The sequence below is a fragment of the Egicoccus sp. AB-alg6-2 genome, from assembly GCF_041821025.1.
Lineage (GTDB): Bacteria > Actinomycetota > Nitriliruptoria > Nitriliruptorales > Nitriliruptoraceae > Egicoccus.
In genome coordinates, this window is the sequence record NZ_JBGUAY010000006.1 from 276001 (window position 1) to 295652 (window position 19652).

Annotated in this window: 18 protein-coding genes and 1 pseudogene; all 19 read right to left on the reverse strand. The window is 70.4% G+C overall.

Annotated elements, in window-relative coordinates; all coding sequences use genetic code 11:
- The 19 genes and pseudogenes from ACERMF_RS12805 to ACERMF_RS12895 all read right to left on the reverse strand — a co-directional run bounded on the left by ACERMF_RS12805 (position 1) and on the right by ACERMF_RS12895 (position 19617).
- A complete protein-coding gene (locus ACERMF_RS12805) occupies positions 1 to 573 on the reverse strand; it encodes an NADH-quinone oxidoreductase subunit B (RefSeq protein WP_373669648.1) in 573 nt (190 codons plus the stop codon).
- Entirely contained in the window at positions 543 to 926 is a 384-nt protein-coding gene (locus tag ACERMF_RS12810) for an NADH-quinone oxidoreductase subunit A (RefSeq protein ID WP_373669490.1), read from the reverse strand. The genes ACERMF_RS12805 and ACERMF_RS12810 overlap by 31 nt, the downstream gene beginning before the upstream one ends.
- Positions 927 to 1042: 116 nt before the next feature.
- The gene (locus ACERMF_RS12815) at positions 1043 to 1693 is read right to left on the reverse strand and encodes a GNAT family N-acetyltransferase (RefSeq protein WP_373669492.1); all 651 of its coding nucleotides are present in this window, start codon (positions 1691 to 1693) and stop codon (positions 1043 to 1045) included.
- Positions 1690 to 2376 (reverse strand): uracil-DNA glycosylase, encoded by a 687-nt coding sequence (locus ACERMF_RS12820; protein WP_373669649.1) that lies wholly within the window; start codon positions 2374 to 2376, stop codon positions 1690 to 1692. The genes ACERMF_RS12815 and ACERMF_RS12820 overlap by 4 nt, the downstream gene beginning before the upstream one ends.
- A 56-nt stretch (positions 2377 to 2432) precedes the next feature.
- Complete coding sequence (locus ACERMF_RS12825) at positions 2433 to 3515, reverse strand: polyprenyl synthetase family protein (protein WP_373669493.1); 1083 nt, start codon at positions 3513 to 3515, stop codon at positions 2433 to 2435.
- Positions 3512 to 5149 (reverse strand): NADH-quinone oxidoreductase subunit N, encoded by a 1638-nt coding sequence (locus ACERMF_RS12830; RefSeq protein ID WP_373669494.1) that lies wholly within the window; start codon positions 5147 to 5149, stop codon positions 3512 to 3514. Before ACERMF_RS12830 ends, ACERMF_RS12825 begins: the two co-directional genes overlap by 4 nt.
- Positions 5150 to 5159: 10 nt before the next feature.
- The gene (locus tag ACERMF_RS12835; protein ID WP_373669495.1) at positions 5160 to 6665 is read right to left on the reverse strand and encodes an NADH-quinone oxidoreductase subunit M; all 1506 of its coding nucleotides are present in this window, start codon (positions 6663 to 6665) and stop codon (positions 5160 to 5162) included.
- A 3-nt stretch (positions 6666 to 6668) separates the two neighbouring features.
- The gene (nuoL, locus tag ACERMF_RS12840) at positions 6669 to 8615 is read right to left on the reverse strand and encodes an NADH-quinone oxidoreductase subunit L (RefSeq protein WP_373669496.1); all 1947 of its coding nucleotides are present in this window, start codon (positions 8613 to 8615) and stop codon (positions 6669 to 6671) included.
- A 1-nt stretch (position 8616) separates the two neighbouring features.
- Entirely contained in the window at positions 8617 to 8916 is a 300-nt protein-coding gene (nuoK, locus tag ACERMF_RS12845) for an NADH-quinone oxidoreductase subunit NuoK (RefSeq protein WP_373669497.1), read from the reverse strand.
- 3 nt (positions 8917 to 8919) lie between these two features.
- Positions 8920 to 9726, reverse strand: a complete 807-nt coding sequence (locus ACERMF_RS12850) for an NADH-quinone oxidoreductase subunit J (RefSeq protein ID WP_373669498.1) — start codon at positions 9724 to 9726, stop codon at positions 8920 to 8922.
- A gap of 210 nt (positions 9727 to 9936) precedes the next feature.
- Positions 9937 to 10395, reverse strand: a pseudogene (nuoI, locus tag ACERMF_RS12855) (NADH-quinone oxidoreductase subunit NuoI); the annotation flags it as partial.
- A 110-nt stretch (positions 10396 to 10505) separates the two neighbouring features.
- Positions 10506 to 11750 (reverse strand): NADH-quinone oxidoreductase subunit H, encoded by a 1245-nt coding sequence (locus ACERMF_RS12860; RefSeq protein ID WP_373669499.1) that lies wholly within the window; start codon positions 11748 to 11750, stop codon positions 10506 to 10508.
- The gene (locus ACERMF_RS12865; RefSeq protein WP_373669500.1) at positions 11747 to 14161 is read right to left on the reverse strand and encodes an NADH-quinone oxidoreductase subunit G; all 2415 of its coding nucleotides are present in this window, start codon (positions 14159 to 14161) and stop codon (positions 11747 to 11749) included. The genes ACERMF_RS12860 and ACERMF_RS12865 overlap by 4 nt, the downstream gene beginning before the upstream one ends.
- A 1-nt stretch (position 14162) precedes the next feature.
- Positions 14163 to 15602 (reverse strand): NADH-quinone oxidoreductase subunit NuoF, encoded by a 1440-nt coding sequence (gene nuoF / locus ACERMF_RS12870; RefSeq protein ID WP_373669501.1) that lies wholly within the window; start codon positions 15600 to 15602, stop codon positions 14163 to 14165.
- Between the two features lies 1 nt (position 15603).
- On the reverse strand, positions 15604 to 16728 hold the full coding sequence (locus ACERMF_RS12875; RefSeq protein ID WP_373669502.1) for an NAD(P)H-dependent oxidoreductase subunit E: 1125 nt from the start codon (positions 16726 to 16728) through the stop codon (positions 15604 to 15606).
- A gap of 48 nt (positions 16729 to 16776) precedes the next feature.
- Positions 16777 to 18105, reverse strand: a complete 1329-nt coding sequence (locus ACERMF_RS12880) for an NADH-quinone oxidoreductase subunit D (RefSeq protein WP_373669503.1) — start codon at positions 18103 to 18105, stop codon at positions 16777 to 16779.
- Entirely contained in the window at positions 18102 to 18782 is a 681-nt protein-coding gene (locus tag ACERMF_RS12885) for an NADH-quinone oxidoreductase subunit C (protein WP_373669504.1), read from the reverse strand. Before ACERMF_RS12885 ends, ACERMF_RS12880 begins: the two co-directional genes overlap by 4 nt.
- Positions 18779 to 19267, reverse strand: coding sequence for an NADH-quinone oxidoreductase subunit B family protein (locus ACERMF_RS12890; RefSeq protein ID WP_373669505.1), 489 nt, complete (start codon positions 19265 to 19267; stop codon positions 18779 to 18781). Before ACERMF_RS12890 ends, ACERMF_RS12885 begins: the two co-directional genes overlap by 4 nt.
- Positions 19258 to 19617, reverse strand: coding sequence for an NADH-quinone oxidoreductase subunit A (locus ACERMF_RS12895; RefSeq protein WP_373669506.1), 360 nt, complete (start codon positions 19615 to 19617; stop codon positions 19258 to 19260). The genes ACERMF_RS12890 and ACERMF_RS12895 overlap by 10 nt, the downstream gene beginning before the upstream one ends.
- Positions 19618 to 19652: the final 35 nt, after the last annotated feature.

The window sequence follows — 19652 nt, forward strand, 5'->3', positions numbered from 1 at the left end:
CTAGCCCTCCGCGGTCAGGAGTTCGGGGGCGACGTCCGGTCCGTCGTGCGGGACGACGATCGGATCACGACGGCGCTGCGCCATGCGGTCCTTGAGGCTCTCGCCCTGGATCCGGTTCTGCAGCGCGACGATGCCGTCGAGCAGGGCCTCGGGCCGCGGCGGGCAGCCGGGCACGTAGACGTCGACGGGCAGGATCTGGTCGACGCCCTTGGTCACCGAGTAACTGTCCCAGTAGGGCCCGCCGCAGTTGGCGCAGGAGCCGAACGAGATCACGTACTTGGGCTCGGGCATCTCCTCGTAGAGGCGACGCAGGGCCGGTGCCATCTTGTCGGTCAGCGTGCCCGACACGACCAGCAGGTCGGCCTGTCGGGGCGCGTGGGCGAACGGGATGACGCCGAGACGGATGAAGTCGTGGCGGGACCCCGATGCGGCGATGAACTCGATCGCGCAGCAGGCGAGACCGAAGTTGAAGCACCACAGCGAGTACTTGCGGCCCCAGTTGAAGACGTACTTGATCGGCTTGGGCAGTTCGAACTGGTCGACTACTCCCACTTGAGCACCCCCTTCTTCCAGGCGTACATCAGGCCTTCGAGGAGCGTCCCGATGAACAGGAACATCGCCACGAGGGCGTACAACGCCGAGGGGGTCGTGTTGCCATCGAGGTCACCGATGACCACGGCCCAGGGGAACAAGAAGATCGCCTCGACGTCGAAGATGACGAACAGGAACGCGAACACGTAGTAGCGGATGTTCATCTGGGACCATCCCGTCCCCACGGCTTCGATCCCACATTCGTAGGTCGTGAGCTTGAGCGGGGTCGGGACGCTGGGGCGCATCAGCCGGTTGCCCAGCATGATGACGGCATACAGGACGCAGCCCACGATCACCAGGATCGCGAAGGCCCCGTACTGCTCGGTGAAACTCACCCCGGTCCTCCTGTCGAGGGTATCCATCGGCTCGCGGGCCGGATCCCGCCACGTGGTGCTCGGACCGGATGGGGCGCGCGCACCGTGACCCGGCGACGGGTCGCGGGCCCGGGATGCTAGCAACCGGCCGGACACCGCCCCAACGGGCGGGTCGGGGCGTGCTGGAGGCGCCTGCCGAACACGACCGACCCCCGCGGTCGACCCAGCTCCTCGAAGCCGACCCGGCCGTAGAAGGCCAACGCCGCGGTGTTGCGGGCGTCGACGACGAGGTGGACGCCCGTTGCGCCGGCCCTGGCGGCGCCCACGCAGAACTGCTCGATCAGCGCACGCCCGAGCCCGCGCCCCTGCGCGGACGGCAGCAGGTCGACGTGCAGGTGGGCGGGGTGGGTCGCCGCCCAGGCCGAGAGCAGGTGTTCGGGTCGGTGCAGCCGCGCCACGTGCTGTTCGTAGGCGCCGCTCGGGTCGGGCACGGGCGGGGGGTGACGGGCGGCGACGACGGGCAGCCAGCGCGCGCGCCACGCCGCCACGAACGTCTCGGTGTCCGCGGTGCCGAGCACGTAGCCGACGACCCGCCCGGCGGCCTCGTCCTCGACGACGGTGACCAGGTCCGGTTCGAGCCGCAGATAGGGCTCGGCGTACAGGTCGGGCAGGACGCCGACGTCGGGCAACGTGCCCGTGGCGTCCCGGCCGACGTCGCCGGTGCGGACACAGACCGTCCGGATGTCGTCGAGGTCGTCGAGGCGGCCGGCCCGCAGTCGCAGGCTCACGGCAGGCGCCAGTCGACCGGGGGCGCCCCCTGCTCCTCGAGCAGGGCGTTGGCCCGGCTGAAGGGGCGCGAGCCGAAGAACCCGGCCCGGGCGGACAGCGGGCTCGGGTGCGCCGACTCGATCCGCGGCACCGTCCCGAGGCGCCGCGCCAGCGACCGCGCGTCACGGCCCCACAGGATCGCGACCAGCGGGCCTCCCCGGGCGACGAGCGCGTCGATGGCCGCGTCCGTCACGTGCTCCCAGCCCTTGCCGCGGTGCGATCCCGGGGCACCGGGTGCGACGGTCAGGCAGCGGTTGAGCAGCAGCACCCCCTGCCCGACCCACGGCGAGAGGTCACCGGTGGTCGGTTCCGGAAGGCCGAGGTCGGCGCGGTACTCGGTGAAGACGTTGCGCAGCGAGGCCGGCAGCGGCCGGACGTCGGCGGCGACCGAGAAGCACAGGCCGATGGCGTGTCCCGGGGTCGGATAGGGGTCCTGGCCCACGAGCAGGACGCGCACCGCATCGAAGGGTTGCTGGAAGGCGGCGAACACCCGCTCGCCGCGGGGCAGGAACCGTCGGCCGGCCGCCTGTTCGGCCCGCAGGAAGTCCCCCATGGCGCGGATGCGGTCGTGCACCGGTGCCAGCGCCTCGGCCCAGCCGGGACCGAGCACGTCGGCGAGCCCGGCGCCCGACGCGGCCGTCACCGGCCCGTGGCAGCCGGCATCGAGGCAGCGCACGGAAGCCGAGCTGCCGACACGACTCACCCGACCCGGTCGAGGGCGTACTCGGCCAGGCGGGTCAGCGCCGTGACGACCGGCCGGTCCCCGAAGACCTCGAGTTCGGCGACCGCCTGCTCGACGTAGCGGGCCGCGTGGTCACGTGAGCGCCCGAGCGCGTCGCTGTCGCGCAGCAGCGCCAGGGCCCGGGCGAGCTCGACGTCACCGAGGTCGCCGTCGAGCAGGGCGGCGAACTCGCCGCCGGGGTCGTCGGCGAGGGCGTAGAGCACCGGCAGGGTGTGCACACCCTCGCGCAGGTCGGTGCCGGGGGTCTTGCCGGATTCCTCGGTGTCGGACGCGACGTCGAGGATGTCGTCGGAGAGCTGGAAGGCCATCCCGACGTGCCAGCCGTAGCGCGCGGCGGCGTCGACCTCGGCGGGCGACGCGCCGGAGAGCAGGGCGCCGTAGCGGCAGGAGGTCTCGATCAGCGAGGCGGTCTTGCCCGAGATCACCTCGAGGTAGTGCTCCAGCGTCGGCTCGAGCTGCGGCACGTCGGGCAGGGCGCCCATCGATCCCTGCACCTCGCGGATCTGTCCCTCGCACAGCCGCGCGAGGGTCCGCGCCATGATGCGGGTCACCTCGACACCGAGGTCGGCGGACAGGTCCGAGGCGCAGGCGAACAGGTAGTCGCCGGTCAGGATGGCGACGGTGTTGTCCCACCGTGAGTTCGCCGACGGCGTGCCGCGCCGTGCGGGTGCCTCGTCGATGACGTCGTCGTGGTACAGCGTGGCGAGGTGCACCAGTTCGACGATCGTGCCGGCGTCCACGAGGGCCGACAGGGTGTCGCCGGCGTTCCCGGTCCCGGCGGCCGCGGGGGGGCGCGGTCCCAGGTAGCCGGTGAGCGCCACCATCAGCGGGCGGAACCGCTTGCCGCCGGCGCTGATGAGGTAGCGCGCGACCTCGTCGACGAACGCGTGGTTGGAGCTCACCTGCTCGTGCAGGCGCTGTTCGACCCCGTCGAGCACCAGCGCGACGGGCAGGCCGTTGGCCTCGAGCTCGTCGAGCACCGGGGCAGGGATCGACAGCCGCGCGGCACGCGGCTGGCCGGCGTGGAGGTCGGCCGTCACCGCACCACTGCCGCGGCGTGGTCGGCCAGTTGCAGCAGCAGTTGCGGCTGGATGCCGAGGAACAGCACGAGGGTCGCGGCGACCGACACCCCGGCGGACAGGCCGGTGGTGACCAGCGGCAGGCCACGGCGTTCGTCGGCGTCCTCGAGGAACATCATCCCGGCCAGGCGCAGGTAGAAGAACGCCGCGATGACGCTGCTGACCACCCCGACGACGACCAGCCAGGTGTGCCCGGCGGCCACGCCGGCCTGGAACACGACCAGCTTGCCGATGAAGCCCGCGGTGGCCGGAACCCCGGCCAGCGACAGCAGACACAGCGTGAAGATGCCGGCGAGCATCGGTGAGGTGCGCCCGAGGCCGCGCAGGTCGACCAGGGTCACCTCGCCGCGACGGACGCGTTCGATCGCCACCACGCACCCGAACGCGCCCAGCGTCGCGACCGCGTAGGTCAGCAGGTACCACAGCGTGGAGGAGACGCCGGCGTCGGAGTTGCTGACCACGCCGATCGTGGCGTAGCCGGCGTGGGTGACCGAGGAGTAGGCGAGCATGCGCTTGACGTCGTGCTGCACGATCGCGACCCAGGCGCCGTACAGCATCGACAGGGCCGCCAGGACCGACAGCACCGGCACCCACAACGCCTCGAGGTTGGGGAACGCGACGATGTACAGGCGCAACAGCGCCGCGAACCCGGCCGCCTTCACCGCCGCCGCCATGAACGCCGTGACGTTGGTCGGGGCGCCCTGGTAGACGTCGGGCGTCCACAGGTGGAACGGCGCCAGCGCGACCTTGAACCCGACGCCGACGGTGACCAGCGCGAGGCCGAGCACGGCGACGACGCGCGGCGTCGTGACCAGGCCGAGGCCGGCGCCGATGGCCCCGAGTTCGACCGAGCCGGTCGCGGTGTACAGCAGCGCCATGCCGTAGAGCAGGATCGCCGAGGCGACCGAACCGAGCACGAAGTACTTGAGCGAGCTCTCCTGCGACCGCCGGTCACGGCGGGCCAGCCCGGTCAGCACGTACAGCGCCATCGACAGCACCTCGAGGCTGACGAACAGCGTGATGAGGTCGTTGGCGCTGCCCAGGAACGCCATCCCGGCGACGCAGAGCAGCATCAGCGGCTCGACCTCGGCACGTCCGATCTGGCGGTCGCGCAGGTAGCCGTAGCCGATCGGGATCACCAGCAGGGCGGCGAGGTACACCGTGATCCGCGTGAAGAACGCGATGCCGTCGTTGGCGAGCGCACCCTCGAGGGCTGCCTGCGGCGCGATGAGACCGCCCTGCGGGGCGAGCACCTCGGCGTACTGCCAGAAGGTGAGCAGCAGCGCGGCGAACAGCGTCAGCCCCGCGCCCCACGCCTGGGTCAGGGAGGGACGGCCGGGGAAGGCGATCACGAGGGCGGGCGCGGCCGCACCCAGCGCGATGGCGATGGCGCCCGGGAGCACCAATCCGGTGCTGACGAGCCAGACGCCGGCGGCGACGGCCGGCAGTCCGGTGAGGATGCCGACCAGCAGACGGGAGGAGCCGGCGACCGCCAGCAGGAGCAGGACCATCGCGGCAGCGACGACCGCCAGCTCCGGCGCGAAGCTGGACCAGGCGACCTGGATCCCGTCGATGGAGGACTGGGCGAGGAACACGGACACGCTCCTACTGATCGGTCGTGTCGGCGGCGGCCGGTTCGACCGCCGGCACGTCGACGCCGACCTCGGTCAGGACCCGCTCGACCGACGGCTCGACGAGCTCGAACAGCGGACGGGGGTAGAGGCCGATGGCGACGATCAGGACGACGATGGGGGCGAGCACGCCGATCTCGCGCAGCTTGAGGTCGGTGGTGTGCTCGTTGTCGGCGCCGACGAGCGGGCCGTGGAACATGCGCTGGTAGGCCCAGAGCAGGTAGAGCGCCGCGAGCACGGCGCCGAACGCGGCCAGGACGCCGGCCCACCGGGCGGTCTGGAACGTGCCGAGCAGGATCGGGAACTCGCCGACGAATCCGTTGAGCCCGGGCAGGGCGAGCGAGGACATCGACACCAGCAGCCACAGGCCGGCCATGATCGGCACGCGCTTGGCGAGCCCACCGAACGCGGCGATCTGGCGCGTGTGCCGCCGTTCGTAGAGGAAGCCGATCAGCAGGAACAGCGCGCCGGTCGACAGGCCGTGGTTGACCATCTGCACCACCGAGGCGGTGGTGGCCGTGGCGTTGAGCGCGAAGGTGCCCAGGACCACGAAGCCCATGTGCGCCACCGACGAGTAGGCGATGAGCCGCTTGATGTCGGACTGCATCAGGGCGACGACCGAGCCGTACAGGATGCCGATCACCGAGATCACCAGCAGGGCCGGCGCCCAGGAGATGGTCGCCTCGGGGAACAGCGGCAGCGCGTAGCGGATGAGCCCGAACGTGCCCATCTTCAACAGCACGCCGGCCAGGAACACCGAGCCGCCCGTCGGTGCTTCGGTGTGGGCGTCCGGCAGCCAGGTGTGGACCGGGAAGATCGGCACCTTGATCGCGAAGGCGAGCAGGAACGCGGCGAACAGCCAGTGCTGCTCGGTCGTGCTCAGCGTCAGCCCGCGGATGGCCTCGTAGTCGAACGACCCGGCCTGCGAGAACAGGTACAGGATCGCCACCAGCATGAGCAGGCCGCCCAGCGTGGTGTAGAGGAAGAACTTCACGGCCGCGTACTTGCGCTTGGCGCCGCCCCAGATCCCGATGATGAAGTACATCGGGATCAGGGTGAGCTCGAAGAAGACGGCGAACAGCAGCAGGTCGGTCGCCGCGAAGACGCCGAGCACGGCGGCCTCGAGCGCGAGGAACGCGACCACGTAGCCCTTGAGGTTGTCCTTCACGCTGTCGAACGAGGCGAGCAGGATCAGCGGCACGAGAAACGTGGTCAGCAGGATCAGCGCGAGACTGACCCCGTCGACGGCCAGGGCGAAGTCCGCCCCGAGCGACGGGATCCAGCTCATCCGCTCCTCGAGCTGCAACGCCGGGTTGGCGAGGTCGAAGTCGACCAGGATCAGCAGCGACGCGACGAAGGTCGCCACCGACGCGACGAGTCCGACGATCCGCACGACCCGGGGGTCGTCGGCGACGAAGGCGAGGACCAGCGCGCCGAAGAGCGGCAACGCCACGGTCAGGGTGATCGGTCCGAATGCCATCGTCTACCTCACCGAGTACACGAGGAACCCGACCAGGGCCAGCATCCCCAGCACGAGGCTGGCGACGTAGCCGCGGACGAGTCCCGTCTGCGCGCGTCGCGTGACCCGCCCGAGGGCGAGTGACGTGGCGCCAGCACCGTTGACGAGCCCGTCGACGAGGCGGGTGTCGACCCACACCATGGCGTCGGCGAGGCGACCCCCGATGCGGACGAACACCAACGAGTACAGCTCGTCGACGTAGAACTTGCGCTCGAGCACCTCGGCGGTGGTCCCCCGGATCGGCTCGAGCATGCGCCCACGCGAGAGGTCGCCGCGGACGTAGACGGTGTAGGCGAGGCCGATGCCGATCAGGCCGGCCAGCAGGGCCGCGCCGATCAGGCCGAGTTCGGGGATCCCGCCGGCGGCCTCGTAACCGACGCCGGACACGTCGGCGACGGCCGGTTCGAGGAAGTTGTAGAGCCAGCCGTGGTGCTGGACGTTGAGCAGGCCGCCGGCTGCGCTGAGCACGCCGAGCACGATCAGCGGCGCGGTCATCGAGGCCGGGGACTCGTGCGGGTGGACGTCGCTGCCGAAGCGGGGCTTGCCGAGGAAGATCAGGAAGAACCAGCGCGACATGTAGAAGGCGGTCAGGACGGCCCCGAGCAGGCCGAGCAGCCAGATCCCGAAGTAGCCGTGCATGTAGGCCTCGGTCAGGATCTGGTCCTTCGAGAAGAAGCCCGAGAACGGGAAGATCCCGGCGATCGCGAGCCAGCCGACCGCCGAGGTCCAGAACGTGATCGGCATCGCCTTGCGCAGGCCACCCATCCCCCAGGCGTCGGTGCGGTTGGCCATGGCGTGCATGACCGAGCCGGCGGCGAGGAACAGCAGGCCCTTGAAGAACGCGTGGGTGACGAGGTGGAAGATGCCCTCGCGGAACGCGCCGACACCGACGCCCACGAACATGTAGCCGAGCTGGGACACCGTGGAGTACGCCAGGATCTTCTTGATGTCGTCCTGGCGCAGCGCGATCAGGGCGCCCAGCAGGACCGTGGCCACACCGATGTAGGCGATGACCTCCATGCCGGTGACGGACTGGACCAGGATCGGCGACAGGCGGACCGTCAGGTAGACGCCCGCGGTGACCATCGTGGCGGCGTGGATCAGGGCCGAGACCGGGGTCGGGCCGGCCATGGCGTCGGGCAGCCAGACGTACAGCGGGATCTGGGCCGACTTCGCCGCCGCGCCACCGAGGAAGAGCAGGACCAGGGCGAGGGCCGTGCCGCTGGCGAGCGTCTCGGCGTTGGGCAGCACCTCGAGGAAGTCCAGGGTGCCGAAGATCGCGAAGGTGAGGAACATCGCCACCATGAACGAGACGTCACCGACCCGGTTGGTGATGAACGCCTTCTTGGCGGCCGACGCGTACTCGGCCTTCTCGAACCAGAAGCCGATGAGCAGGTAGCTGGACAGCCCGACCAGCTCCCAGCCGACGAACAACGTCACGAGGTTGGCACCGAGCACCAGCACCAGCATCGAGAACAGGAACAGGTTGAGGTAGGCGAAGAACCGCTCGTAGCGGGCGTCGCCGTGCATGTAGCCCAGCGAGTAGATGTGGACCAGCAGACCGACGCCGGTCACCACCAGCAGCATCACGGTGGTCAGCTGGTCGATGTAGAGGTCCCACGCGACCGAGAACGCACCCGCCTCGATGAACGTGCCCAGCGGCCGCACGTAGGTCGCCGGGTCGGCGAAGACCTGGGCCGCCACACCGACCGAGAGCAGGAAGCTGACGGCGGCCGCACCGATCGCGACGAAGGCCGCGGTCTCGCGCAGGGTCCGGGTCAGGGCGAGGACGAGGACGAAGCCGAGGAGCGGCACGGCCGGGATCAGCCACGCGAGGCCGACGAAGCCGGACGTGGCCTCGATGACCTCGTTGGCGGCGCCGTGGCCCTCAGCTGCGAGCAGGAGCGTCACGTCAGTACCTCAACAGCTGGGGGACGTCGACGTCGACCGTGCCGCGCCGGAAGAAGAGGTTGACGATCAGCGCGAGGCCGACCACCACCTCCGCCGCGGCGACCACGATGACGAAGAAGACGAAGACCTGCCCGTCGGGTCCGCCCCACATGCGAGCGGCGGCGGCGAGGGTCAGGTTGACGGCGTTGAGCATCAACTCGATGCACATGAACAGCACGATGGCGTTGCGGCGGACGAGCACGCCGACGAGCCCGACACAGAACAGCAGTGCCGACAGGGCGAAGTAGTAGCCGATCTCCACGACTCAGCCCTCCCGGTCGTCGCGCACGTTGGAGCCGCGCGACGCGTCGTTCTCGCCGTACACGGCCCGCTCCTCGCGCAGTTCGTCGGCCGTCACGTCGGTGCCCTCCTCGGCGATGTGGTCGCCGCGTGCCAACGCGTCGGCGTCGGAGACCGGCACGTCCTCGACGTCGTCGGGGGCCAGGTCGCGACGCCGGGCGAGCAGCACCGCGCCGATGGTGGCGACGGTCAGCAGCAGGGCGGACAGCTCGAACGGCAGCGTGTAGCGGGTGAACAGCGACCGTCCGATGAACGCGACGCCGGCCTCGTCCCCGTCGTCCTTGGCCTCGGCGAGTCCGACGCAGCGGACGCCGTCCTGGTCCGCGCCGGCTGCGGGCTGGGCGGCCGCGCCGTCGGCGGGACACACGGATGCCTCACCGGTGTAGGGCCCGACGAAGCCGAAGAGCAACGCCCCGGCGAGCAGGGCCCCGCCGACGACGGCGGCGATGCGCGACCGGACGTCGGTCGCGAGCAGCAAATCGTCGCGGTCGACACCGAGCAGCATGACCACGAACAGGAACAGCACCATGATCGCGCCGGCGTAGACCAGCACCTGGATGATCGACAGGAACGGCGACTCGAGGCCGAGGTACAGACCGGCGACGGCGAGCAGGTTGAGCACCAGCATCAGCGCGCCGTGCACGATGTTGCGCATCATGACGACGCCGATGGCGGCCCCGAGCGCGATCACGGCGAAGATCCAGAACAGGACCACTTCGGCCGTGGCGGCACCAGTGGCCGCGTCCGCGGCGGCCTGGGCGAGCAGGGACATCTAGCGTTCCCCTCGTCGGTCGGTGTTCCCCTGCTGCGGCGCGTTGTCGCCGTCGCGGCGGGACGTCCTGGTGGTGTTGGCACGGCTGACGATGGCCGAGTCGACCGGGTCCTCGCTGGTGGAGGGCAGCTCACCCGAGGGGATGACCTGTCCGGCCCGCGCGGAAGGCGCGTTCGCTGCGGGCTCGAAGCGACCGCCGTGGAGGTTGGGCGGCGTGACCGCGAGGCCACCGTAGTAGTTGAAGCCGCGACGGCGCACCTCACGGTCCGTCTGCGGCGTGTCCTCCGCTCCCGGGGGCGTTGGGACCAGCAGGTTCTCCTTGGTCCAGATCAGCCCCTTGCGGGTGTCGGCGGAGAACTCGTAGTCGTGGGTCATCGTCAGGGCCCGGGTGGGGCACGCCTCGATGCACAGCCCGCACAGGATGCAGCGGTTGTAGTTGATCTGGTAGTCCTCGGCGAAGCGCTCCCCCGGCGAGTAGCGCGCCTCGAGGGTGTTGTCCGCGCCCTGGACGTAGATCGCGTCCGCGGGGCAGGCCCACGCGCACAGCTCGCAGCCGATGCACTTCTCGAGTCCGTCGGCGTAGCGGTTGAGCTGGTGACGCCCGTGGAAGCGCGGCGTGACCGGACGCGGCTGTTCGGGGTACTGCGCCGTCTCGGGCGTGCGGACCATCGCCCGCAGCGGCACCAGGAAGCCGCGGCCCCAGGCGGTCCGGGTCAAAAAGATCGCCAGCAACGCGACGATCGCGACGAAGAACAGCAGGGTGACGAGGGGGGCGGGCATCAGCCGTTCCTCCCGGTGGTCGAGGACGCGGGCGGGTTCACCGGCGAGGCGTGCGTGTCGACGGGCCGGGCACGGTCTGCGGGACCGGACCCGCCGGACGTGTCGTCGTCCTTGGGACGGACGAACACGAGCAACGCGAGGATCAGCACCGCGCCGACCCCGAGGGCGATGCGGACCTGCGGGCCGATGCCGCCCTGCTCGGCGAGCAGGACGAACGCGGCGGTGACCATCGTCCACAGCAGCGCGATCGGGATCAGCACCTTCCACCCGAGCGCCATCAGGCGGTCGTAGCGGTAGCGCGGCAGCGCGCCGCGCAGCAGGACGAAGAAGAACACGAAGAAGCCGGTCTTGAGCAGGAACCACACGAAGCCGAGGAGGCCGGCGGCCGTGCCCTCGAGACCGAACGTCGGGCCGCTCGGTCCACCGAAGAACAGCGTGACCATGATGGCGGACTGCACGATCGCGCCCATGAACTCGGCGATCATGAACAAGCCGAAGCGCATCGAGGAGTACTCGGTCACGAACCCGCCGACGAGTTCGCCCTCGGCCTCGGCGAGGTCGAACGGGGTGCGGCCGGCTTCGGCCACCATCCCGACGAGGAACACCAGGAACGCCGGGAACAGCGGAACGACGAACCAGCCCGGCATGCCGGCCACGAGGCCGTCACCGGACTGCGCTGCCACGATGTCGCTGACGCGCAGCGACCCGACGTAGATGAACACGCTGGCGACGGCGAGGCCCTGGGCGATCTCGTAGCTGATCATCTGCGCGCTGGCGCGGACGCCACCGATCAGCGGGTAGGGCGAGGTCGAGGCCCAGCCGGCGAGGAACAGGCCGTAGACGTGGATCGAGCCGATCGCGAGCACCCACAGGATGCCGACGCCGAGGTCGGCGACCTGCAACGGGAAGGTGTGGCCGGCGATGGTGATCGGGCCGCTGATGGGGATGACGGCGACCGACAGCAGGCCGGTGACGACCCCGATCAGCGGCGCGATGCGGAACAGCGGCTTGCTGACCATGCCCGGGGTGACGTCTTCCTTGAACAGCATCTTCACGGCGTCGACCAGGAACTGACCGATGCCGAGCGGGCCGACCCGGTTGGGGCCCTGGCGCGACTGCATGCGCCCCAGCAGGCGCCGCTCGCCCCAGGTCAGCAGCGCCGTGCCGACGAGGAAGAACAGGAAGACCGCCAGCACCCGGATCAGGTGGGCCCACAGTGGCAGGTCCTGCGTGGTCTCGGTCATGCGGGATCCCCTGCGGGTTCGAGCGCGGACACGGTCACGACCCCCGCACCGTCGGCACCGAGCAGTGCGGCGGCCGGCACGTCGGTGGAGTTGGCCGGCACGACCGCGACGCCGGGAACCACGTCGTGGCCGACGCGTGCCACCAGGCGCAGGGTGTTCCCGGCGCCGGACAGCTCGACCTCGTCGCCGTCCGTGATGCCCGACGACGCGGCGTCCGCCGTGTTGAGGTCGACCACGGGTGTACGGGCCGTCGCCAACAGCTCGCTCGCCCCGGTCAGCATGCTGCCGCGGTCGAGCAGCAGCGGGCGGACGACGAGTCGGAGCCCGCCGTCCTCCGCCTCCTCGGCCGGCGTCGCCGCGGCGGCGTCCGGCCAGGCGTGGGGCGTCTCGCGGACGCCGAGGCGGGCGAGTTCGGCGCGCAGTTGCTCGAGGTCGGAGAAGCCGAGGTCCTCGCCGAGCAGCGCCGCGAGCTGGACCACGATCTCCCAGTCCTCCTGGGCGAGCACCGGTCCGTCGACGGCCTTGGCGAACCGCTGCGTGCGGCCCTCCCAGTTGGTCTGGCTGCCGAAGCGTTCCTGGGTGCCGGTGGCGGGCAGGACGACGTCGGCGAACCCGCTGACGGTCTCGGTCGCGGCCAGGTCCTGGGCGACGACGAGCTTGACCTTCTCGAGCGCCCTGCGTGCCAGGTCGGGCGAGGCGCAGTCACGGACGAGGTCGACGCCGATGAGGTGGAGCACGTCGATCCGGCCGGCGGCGGCGTCGGTGAGGATCTGGTGCAGGTCACGGCCGCGCTCGGCGGGCAGGTCGACCCCCCACACCTGCTCGACCTCGGCGCGGTCCGCGGCGTCGTCCAGACGGCGGCCACCGGGAAGGATCCCGGCGGCCAGGCCGGCCTCGAGGCAGCCGCGGGCGTTGGCGCGCCGCGGGACCCACGCCATCTTGCCGCCGACGGCGTCGGCCAGGGCGGCGCCCGCCGTCACGGACCCGGCACCGGCGCGCTCGCCGACGAGCACGACCGGGGCGCCCTCGCCCCGCAGTGCTTCGGCGACCTCGCCGTCGTCGTCGAGCAACGCCCGCAGTGCGGCCGCCTCGTCGCCGGGGGCGGTCGGGACGCGACGCCAGGCGATGTCCGCCAGGGTGCCCAGGTGCGGACCGACCACGACGATGCGGGCCTTGTGGGCCCGCCACGCCTTGCGGATCCGCAGGTGCAGGATCGGCACCTCTTCCTCGGGATCGAGGCCGGCGACCACGATCACCGGGGCGTCCTCGACGTCGCGGTATTCCGCCGTCTCGTGGCCGACCAGCGCCGTCAGTTCCGCGTCCTCGCCCGGCGCGGCGAAGCGCGTGCGGTGGTCGAGGTCGTCGCTGTGGAGCACGGTCCGCACGTACTTGGCGACCGCGTAGGCGTCCTCGTCGGCGAGCCGGGAGCCGGCGACGACGGCGACGCGGCCGGGGCCGGCGTCACGCGCTTCCTGGATCGCTCCCGTGACGCGCAGCAGCACGTCGGACCACGACGCCTTCTCGAGGCCGTCCGTGCCACGCAGCTTCGGCTCGGCGATGCGCAGCTCGCTGGTGAGGTGGGCGTAGCCGAAGCGGCCCTTGTCACAGTTCCAGGCCTCGTTGACGGCCATGTTGGTACGGGCGAGCTGACGCTGGATCTCGCCGCGGCGGGACTGGACGGTGAGGGTGCAGCCGGCCGAGCAGTGGTCGCAGACCGACGGCGTCGTGACGACGTCGAACGGGCGCGCCTTGAACCGGTAACCGGCCGACGTCAACGCGCCGACCGGGCAGATCTGGATCACGTTGCCGGAGAAGTAGCTCTCGTACGGCTCGTCCTCGTAGATGGCGACCTGTTCGAGGGCGCCGCGCTCGAACAGCTCGATGAACGGGTCGCCCGAGACCTGCTCGCTGAAACGGGTGCAGCGGGCACACAGCACGCACCGCTCGCGGTCGAGCAGGATCTGGGAGCTGACCGCGACCGGCTTGCTGTAGCGCCGCTTCTGGTCCACGAACCGCGAGATGTTGGCGCCGTGCGCCAGCGCCTGGTCCTGCAGCGGGCACTCGCCGCCCTTGTCGCACATCGGGCAGTCGAGGGGGTGGTTGATGAGCAGGAACTCGAGCGTGCCCTCCTGCGCCTTCTTGGCCATGTCGGAGCTGAGGTGGGTCTTGACCACCATGTCCGGGGCGACCGGCATCGTGCAGGACATCACCGGCTTGCGTTGGCCCTCGACCTCGACGACGCACTGGCGGCAGGCACCGACGGGGTCGAGCAGTGGGTGGTCGCAGAAGCGGGGCACGATCGTGCCGAGCTGTTCGGCGGCCCGGATGATCAGCGTCCCCTTGGGAACGGTGACCTCCTGGCCGTCGATGGTCAGCGTGACGGTGTCCACGGGGTTCTCCGGAGCAGTCATGTCAGGCCTGCCCTTGGGGCTGGCGGCCCGCGGTCGAAGCGTCGGTCGCTCCCGTGGTCGCCGCAGTACTTCTCGCGGGCATGGCCGGGATCTCGGCGCGGCCGGTCTCGGGGGCGTAGCCGGCGCCACCGCCCACCTCGAGCATGGCGATGTCGCTGCGGGGCTCGCTGGCACCCAGCGGGCACCGCCGTTCCACGATGTGTGCCTCGAACTCGTCGCGGAAGTACTCGAGCCCGGACGTGATCGACGACGTCATGCCGTCTCCGAGGGCGCAGAAGCTGCGGCCGAAGATGTTGTCGCAGACGTCCTGCAGCAACTCGAGGTCGTCCATGCGGCCGCTGCCGGTCTCGATGCGACGGAGTACCTGTGAGAGCCAGTAGCCGCCCTCGCGACAGGGGGTGCACTTGCCGCAGGACTCGTGCTCGTAGAACTCGGTGAACCGCAGGACCGTGTCGACGACGCAGGTCTGGTCCGAGTACACCATCAGGGCGCCCGTGCCGAGCATCGACCCGGCCTCCATGATGTCCTCGTAGGTGTAGGGCACGTCCGCCTTCGACGCGGGCAGCATCGGGGTCGACGACCCGCCGGGGCAGAAGAACTTGAGGTTTCGTCCCTCGAGCATCCCGCCGCACGCCTCGATCATCTCGCTGACCGGCGTACCGAGCGCGAACTCGTAGTTGCCCGGCTTCTCGAGCTCACCCGAGATGCACATCAGCTTCGGGCCCGGGCTCTTCTCGGTGCCCCACTGGCGGTACCAGTCGACGCCGTGGCGCAGGATGAACGGCACCGACGAGATGGACTCGACGTTGTTGACCGTGGTCGGGCAGCCGTACAGCCCGTGCGTCGCCGGGAACGGCGGCCGCAGGCGTGGCTGGCCGCGGCGTCCCTCGAGCGAGTCGAGCAGCGCGGTCTCCTCGCCACAGATGTAGGCGCCGGCGCCGCGGTGCAGCGTGAGGTCGAAGCGCTTGCCCGAACCCATCACGTCCGCGCCGAGGTAGCCCTTGGCGTAGGCCTGCCGGATCGCCTTGGCCAGCTGACGGCCCGCGTGGGCGAACTCGCCGCGCAGGTAGATGTAGCCCTGCACCGAGTTGAGCGCCAGGCCGCCCACGATCATGCCCTCGACGAGCTGATGGGGGTCCTTCTCCATCAGTTCGCGGTCCTTGAAGGTGCCCGGTTCGCCCTCGTCGGCGTTGCAGACGATGTAGACCGGCTTGCCGGTGTCCTGGGCCACGAACGACCACTTCATCCCGGTCGGGAACCCGGCACCACCTCGGCCGCGGACCCCGGCCTCCTTGACGACGTCGATGATCTCGGACGGCGCCATCTCGAGTGCCTTGCGCAGCCCGACGTAGCCGCCGTGCTGCTCGTAGACCTCGAGGTCGTCCGCGCCCTCGATGCCGTAGCGTTCGGTCAGGGCGACGCAGGTCCCGGTCTGTCCCATGTCAGCCCTCCTCTGGTGTGTCGTCGTCGGAGCGCCGCTCACCCTGGTAGGTGCGCAGGTCCTCGTCGCCCGAACCGGTCGGCTCGCCGCCGCTCACGTCGGGATCGTTGTCGGGCGCCTTGTCCGTCGGAGGGTCGTCGACCTCCTCGGCGCCGGCCTCACCGGCCACCGAGTCCTGCGGGTCCTGCTCGGAGCCGGCCGCCGCACGGTCGCGCTCGGCCTCGGCCGGCTTCGACGAACCACCGTCGGCCGCGACCGAGGGCTGCTCCTGCGCGGACGGGGTCTCGGGCCGCGGCGACTGCAGGTGCTCGGCGAGTTCACCCGCCACGCCGGTCTGCTTCTGCGCGATGTCGTCGACCTTCGCCGCCTCGGTGGGGCTGAGCTGCTCGACCTGCTGCTCGGGCCGCTCGCTGGTGTCGCCCAGCCGGGCCTGGCTGCGGAACGCCTCGCCGCCGTGCCCGAACGGGTCACCGCCGGGGTGGGTGACGGGCAGGTCGGTCTCGCCGGTGCGGTACGCCGGCGGCACCTCGGCCAGCGCCTGCAGCCGGGCCGCCTCGACGAGGTGGTCGTCGGTGCCGTCCTCGATGCCCGACAGCTGGCGTTCGACGCCGCGGAAGTCGGTCGGCACCTCGTTCGACCAGTTCGAGGCCGGGGGCGAGCCCGCCTTCGCCTGCTCGAACAGCTCCATCGCCTGGTCGTGACTGACCGGACCGTACATCTCGTAGTTGATCTGCACCACGGGCGCGGCGTCGCAGATCCCGAGGCACTCGGCGTGTTCGACGGTCACCCCCGACCCCTCGTCGGTGTGGTGGCCACCCCCGCACTTGTCGACGTAGGCCTCGTAGATGTCCTGGGCGCCCGCGATCTTGCAGGTCGGGTTGGTGCAGACGCTGAGCAGGTAGTCGCCCACCGGCTGGCGCTTGAACATGGTGTAGAAGGTGGCGACGGCGCCCACCTCGGCCTTGGTGAGGCCGAGCACCTGGGCGCACAGGGCGATGCCGTCCTCGCTGACGTAGCCCTCGTCGGACTGCACCAGGTGCAACATCGGCAACAGCGCGGAGCGCGCGACGGGATAGCGCCTGGCCAGGCGCTGCGCTTCCTCGCGGGTGTTCTCGGAGATGGGCACGGGCACGTGCTCCTCGGGGTGAAGGCTGTCTCGCGCGGGTGGGGCGACCTAGCGGTCGCACCCGCCCATGACGGGGTCGATGCTGGCGACGACGACGATCACGTCGGAGATGCCGTGACCGCGGCTCATGTGGTCGATGGCCTGCAGGCCGACGAACGACGAGTCGCGCAGGTGGAGCCGGTAGGGCTTGTTGGTGCCGTTGGAGGTGAGCGCGCAGCCCAGTTCGCCGCGCGGCGACTCGGTGGCGACGTAGACCTGGCCCGCCGGCACGGTGAAGCCCTGGGTCACCAGCTTGAAGTGGTTGATCAGCGACTCCATCGACTCACCCATGATGTGGCGGATGTAGTCGGGGTCGTTGCCGATGCCGTCGGGCCCGAGGGCCTGTTGCGAGGGCCAGCGGATCTTCTTGTCGGCGACCATGACCTCGCCGCCCGGCAGCGTGTCGAGGGCCTGACGGATGATGCGCAGCGACTGGCGCATCTCCTCCATCCGCACGAGGTAGCGCGCGTAGGAGTCGCCGGCGGTCTCGGTCGGGACGTCGAACTCGTACTGCTCGTAGCCCGAGTGCGGCTGGGCCTTGCGCAGATCGTGCGGGACGCCCGCGGCCCGCAGCAGCGGACCGGTCACGCCGAAGGCGAGCGCGTCCTCGGCGGTGAGGACGCCGATGCCCTGGGTGCGGTCGACGAAGATCGGGTTGCGCGTGAGCAGGTCCTCGAGGTCGGCGATCTTGCGCGGCAGGTACGCCAGCAGCGACTCGCAGCGTTCGACGAAGTCCTCGGTGACGTCCTGCGCGAGCCCGCCCGGACGGAAGAAGGCGTGGTTCATGCGCAGGCCGGACTGGGACTCGAACAGGTCGAGGATGTGCTCGCGGGCCCCGAAGCCGTTGGTCATCACCGTGGTCGCGCCGAGCTCCATGCCGCCCGTCGCGACCCACACGAGGTGGCTCGAGATGCGGTTGAACTCGGACAGGATCACGCGGACCGCCTGGGCCCGCTCGGGCACCTCGACGTCGAGCAGCCGCTCGACCCCCATGGCGTAGACCCACTCGTTGAACAGTGGGGCGACGTAGTCCATGCGGGTCACGAACGTCGAGCCCTGCACCCAGGTGCGGTACTCGGCGTTCTTCTCGATACCGGTGTGCAGGTAGCCGATGATCGGCGACACCTTGAGCACGGTCTCGCCGTCGAGTTCGAGCACCAGGCGCAGTACGCCGTGGGTCGACGGGTGCTGGGGCCCCATGTTGACCGTGAGGGTCTCGTCCTCGATCGCGTCGACGACGGTCTCCCAGTCGGCGCCCTCGACGAACAGCTCGTTGGCCGGGTCCACGCTTCGCGTCCCGGTGGCCGGGTCGACGGCGGCGTTCTGGTCGAGGCTCATTCGACCACCTCGCGGAGGTTGCGCTCGTGCGGCGGTGGGATGAACTTGTCGTTCTCGTAGTTGATCTCGACGCCGCCCAGTGGGTAGTCCTTGCGCTGCGGATGCCCGAGCCAGTCGTCGGGCATCAGGATCCGGTTGAGGGCCGGGTGCCCGGGGAAGTCGACCCCGAACATGTCGAACACCTCGCGCTCGTGGAAGTTCGCCGTCGGGTACAGCGAGGTGACCGACGGGATGCTGGCCGCGTCGTCGGGGGTGCCGACCGACACGCGCAGGACGTGGTTGCGGCGCACCGAGCGCAGGATGTAGTTGACCTCGATGACGCCCTGCTCCCGCGAGACGCGGTACTCGGGCCACCCCGTGGTCGAGATCTGGCGCTCGATGACGTGGTCGCCTGCGGGCCAGTGGACGCCCGAGAGGTCCGACAGCAGCTCGCAGGCGAGCTCGTCGTCGTCGCGGCAGAACGTCATGACCTCGAGCAGCTGCTCGGGCGCGACGAACACCGTGAGCTCGCCGCGGTACTCGTCGGCGCGCAGGTCCGGGAAGCGCCGCAGGATCCGCTCGCGCAACTGCTCGAGGTTCAACGCGTCGCCGCCCGTGCCGCGGCCGGGAGCCGGGACGTCGGTGCCGAGCCGACCGCTGAGGTCGCCGTCGCTGGGGGCCGCTGCCGCACTGCTCATGAGCGCGCCGCCTTGTCCGCGAACTCCTCGCCGCGGACCTTGGCGTGCAGCTTGAGGATCCCGTCCATCAGCATCTCCGGACGCGGCGGGCAGCCGGGGACGTACATGTCCACCGGAACGACGTGGTCGACGCCCTGCACCAGCGCGTAGTTGTTGAACATCCCGCCGGAGGTGGCGCAGACGCCCATCGAGATGACCCACTTCGGGTCGGACATCTGGTCGTAGATCCGGCGCAGCACGGGGGCCATCTTGTTCGACAGGCGGCCCGCCACGATCATCAGGTCGGCCTGGCGCGGCGAGGCACGGAACACCTCCATGCCGAAACGCGCCATGTCGTGGCGCGGACCGCCGGCGCTCATCATCTCGATGGCGCAGCACGCCAACCCGAAGGTGGCCGGCCACATCGAGGTGGAGCGGCCGTAGTTGACGAACTTCTCGAGGTTCGTCAGCAGCACGCCGTTCGGAAGCTTGCTCTCTAGTCCCATTCGAGACCTCCACGGCCGAGTTCGTACACGAACGCGACCCCGAGGATCACGACGAAGATGCCCATCTGGGCCAGCCCGAACCAGCCGAGTTCGCGGAAGACGACCGCCCACGGGTAGAGGAAGACCGCCTCGACGTCGAAGATGAGGAACAACATGGCCACCATGTAGAACTTCACGGTGAACCGGGTGCCGCGGATCTTGGCGAGCGGCTCGTTGCCGGACTCGTAGGCACCGAGCTTGGTCGGGTTGGGCGCCTTGGGACCGATGAAGGCGCTGGTCACCGCACCGCCCGCCGCGAAGAGCATGGCGAGCCCGAACAACAGCAGGATCGGGAAGTAGTCGGAGAGCACGGTCAATCTCTTTCGGCGTCCGGCCCGACCGGGGC

What these genes read in the sequence shown, in the direction of transcription:
- ACERMF_RS12865 (WP_373669500.1), bottom strand. Translation starts at nt 14,161, where the DNA reads ATGACTGCTCCGGAGAACCCCGTGGACACCGTCACGCTGACCATCGAC.
- nuoF (WP_373669501.1), bottom strand. Translation starts at nt 15,602, where the DNA reads ATGGGACAGACCGGGACCTGCGTCGCCCTGACCGAACGCTACGGCATC.
- ACERMF_RS12890 (WP_373669505.1), bottom strand. Translation starts at nt 19,267, where the DNA reads ATGGGACTAGAGAGCAAGCTTCCGAACGGCGTGCTGCTGACGAACCTC.
- ACERMF_RS12860 (WP_373669499.1), bottom strand. Translation starts at nt 11,750, where the DNA reads ATGACCGAGACCACGCAGGACCTGCCACTGTGGGCCCACCTGATCCGG.
- ACERMF_RS12835 (WP_373669495.1), bottom strand. Translation starts at nt 6,665, where the DNA reads ATGGCATTCGGACCGATCACCCTGACCGTGGCGTTGCCGCTCTTCGGC.
- ACERMF_RS12850 (WP_373669498.1), bottom strand. Translation starts at nt 9,726, where the DNA reads ATGTCCCTGCTCGCCCAGGCCGCCGCGGACGCGGCCACTGGTGCCGCC.
- ACERMF_RS12885 (WP_373669504.1), bottom strand. Translation starts at nt 18,782, where the DNA reads ATGAGCAGTGCGGCAGCGGCCCCCAGCGACGGCGACCTCAGCGGTCGG.
- ACERMF_RS12880 (WP_373669503.1), bottom strand. Translation starts at nt 18,105, where the DNA reads ATGAGCCTCGACCAGAACGCCGCCGTCGACCCGGCCACCGGGACGCGA.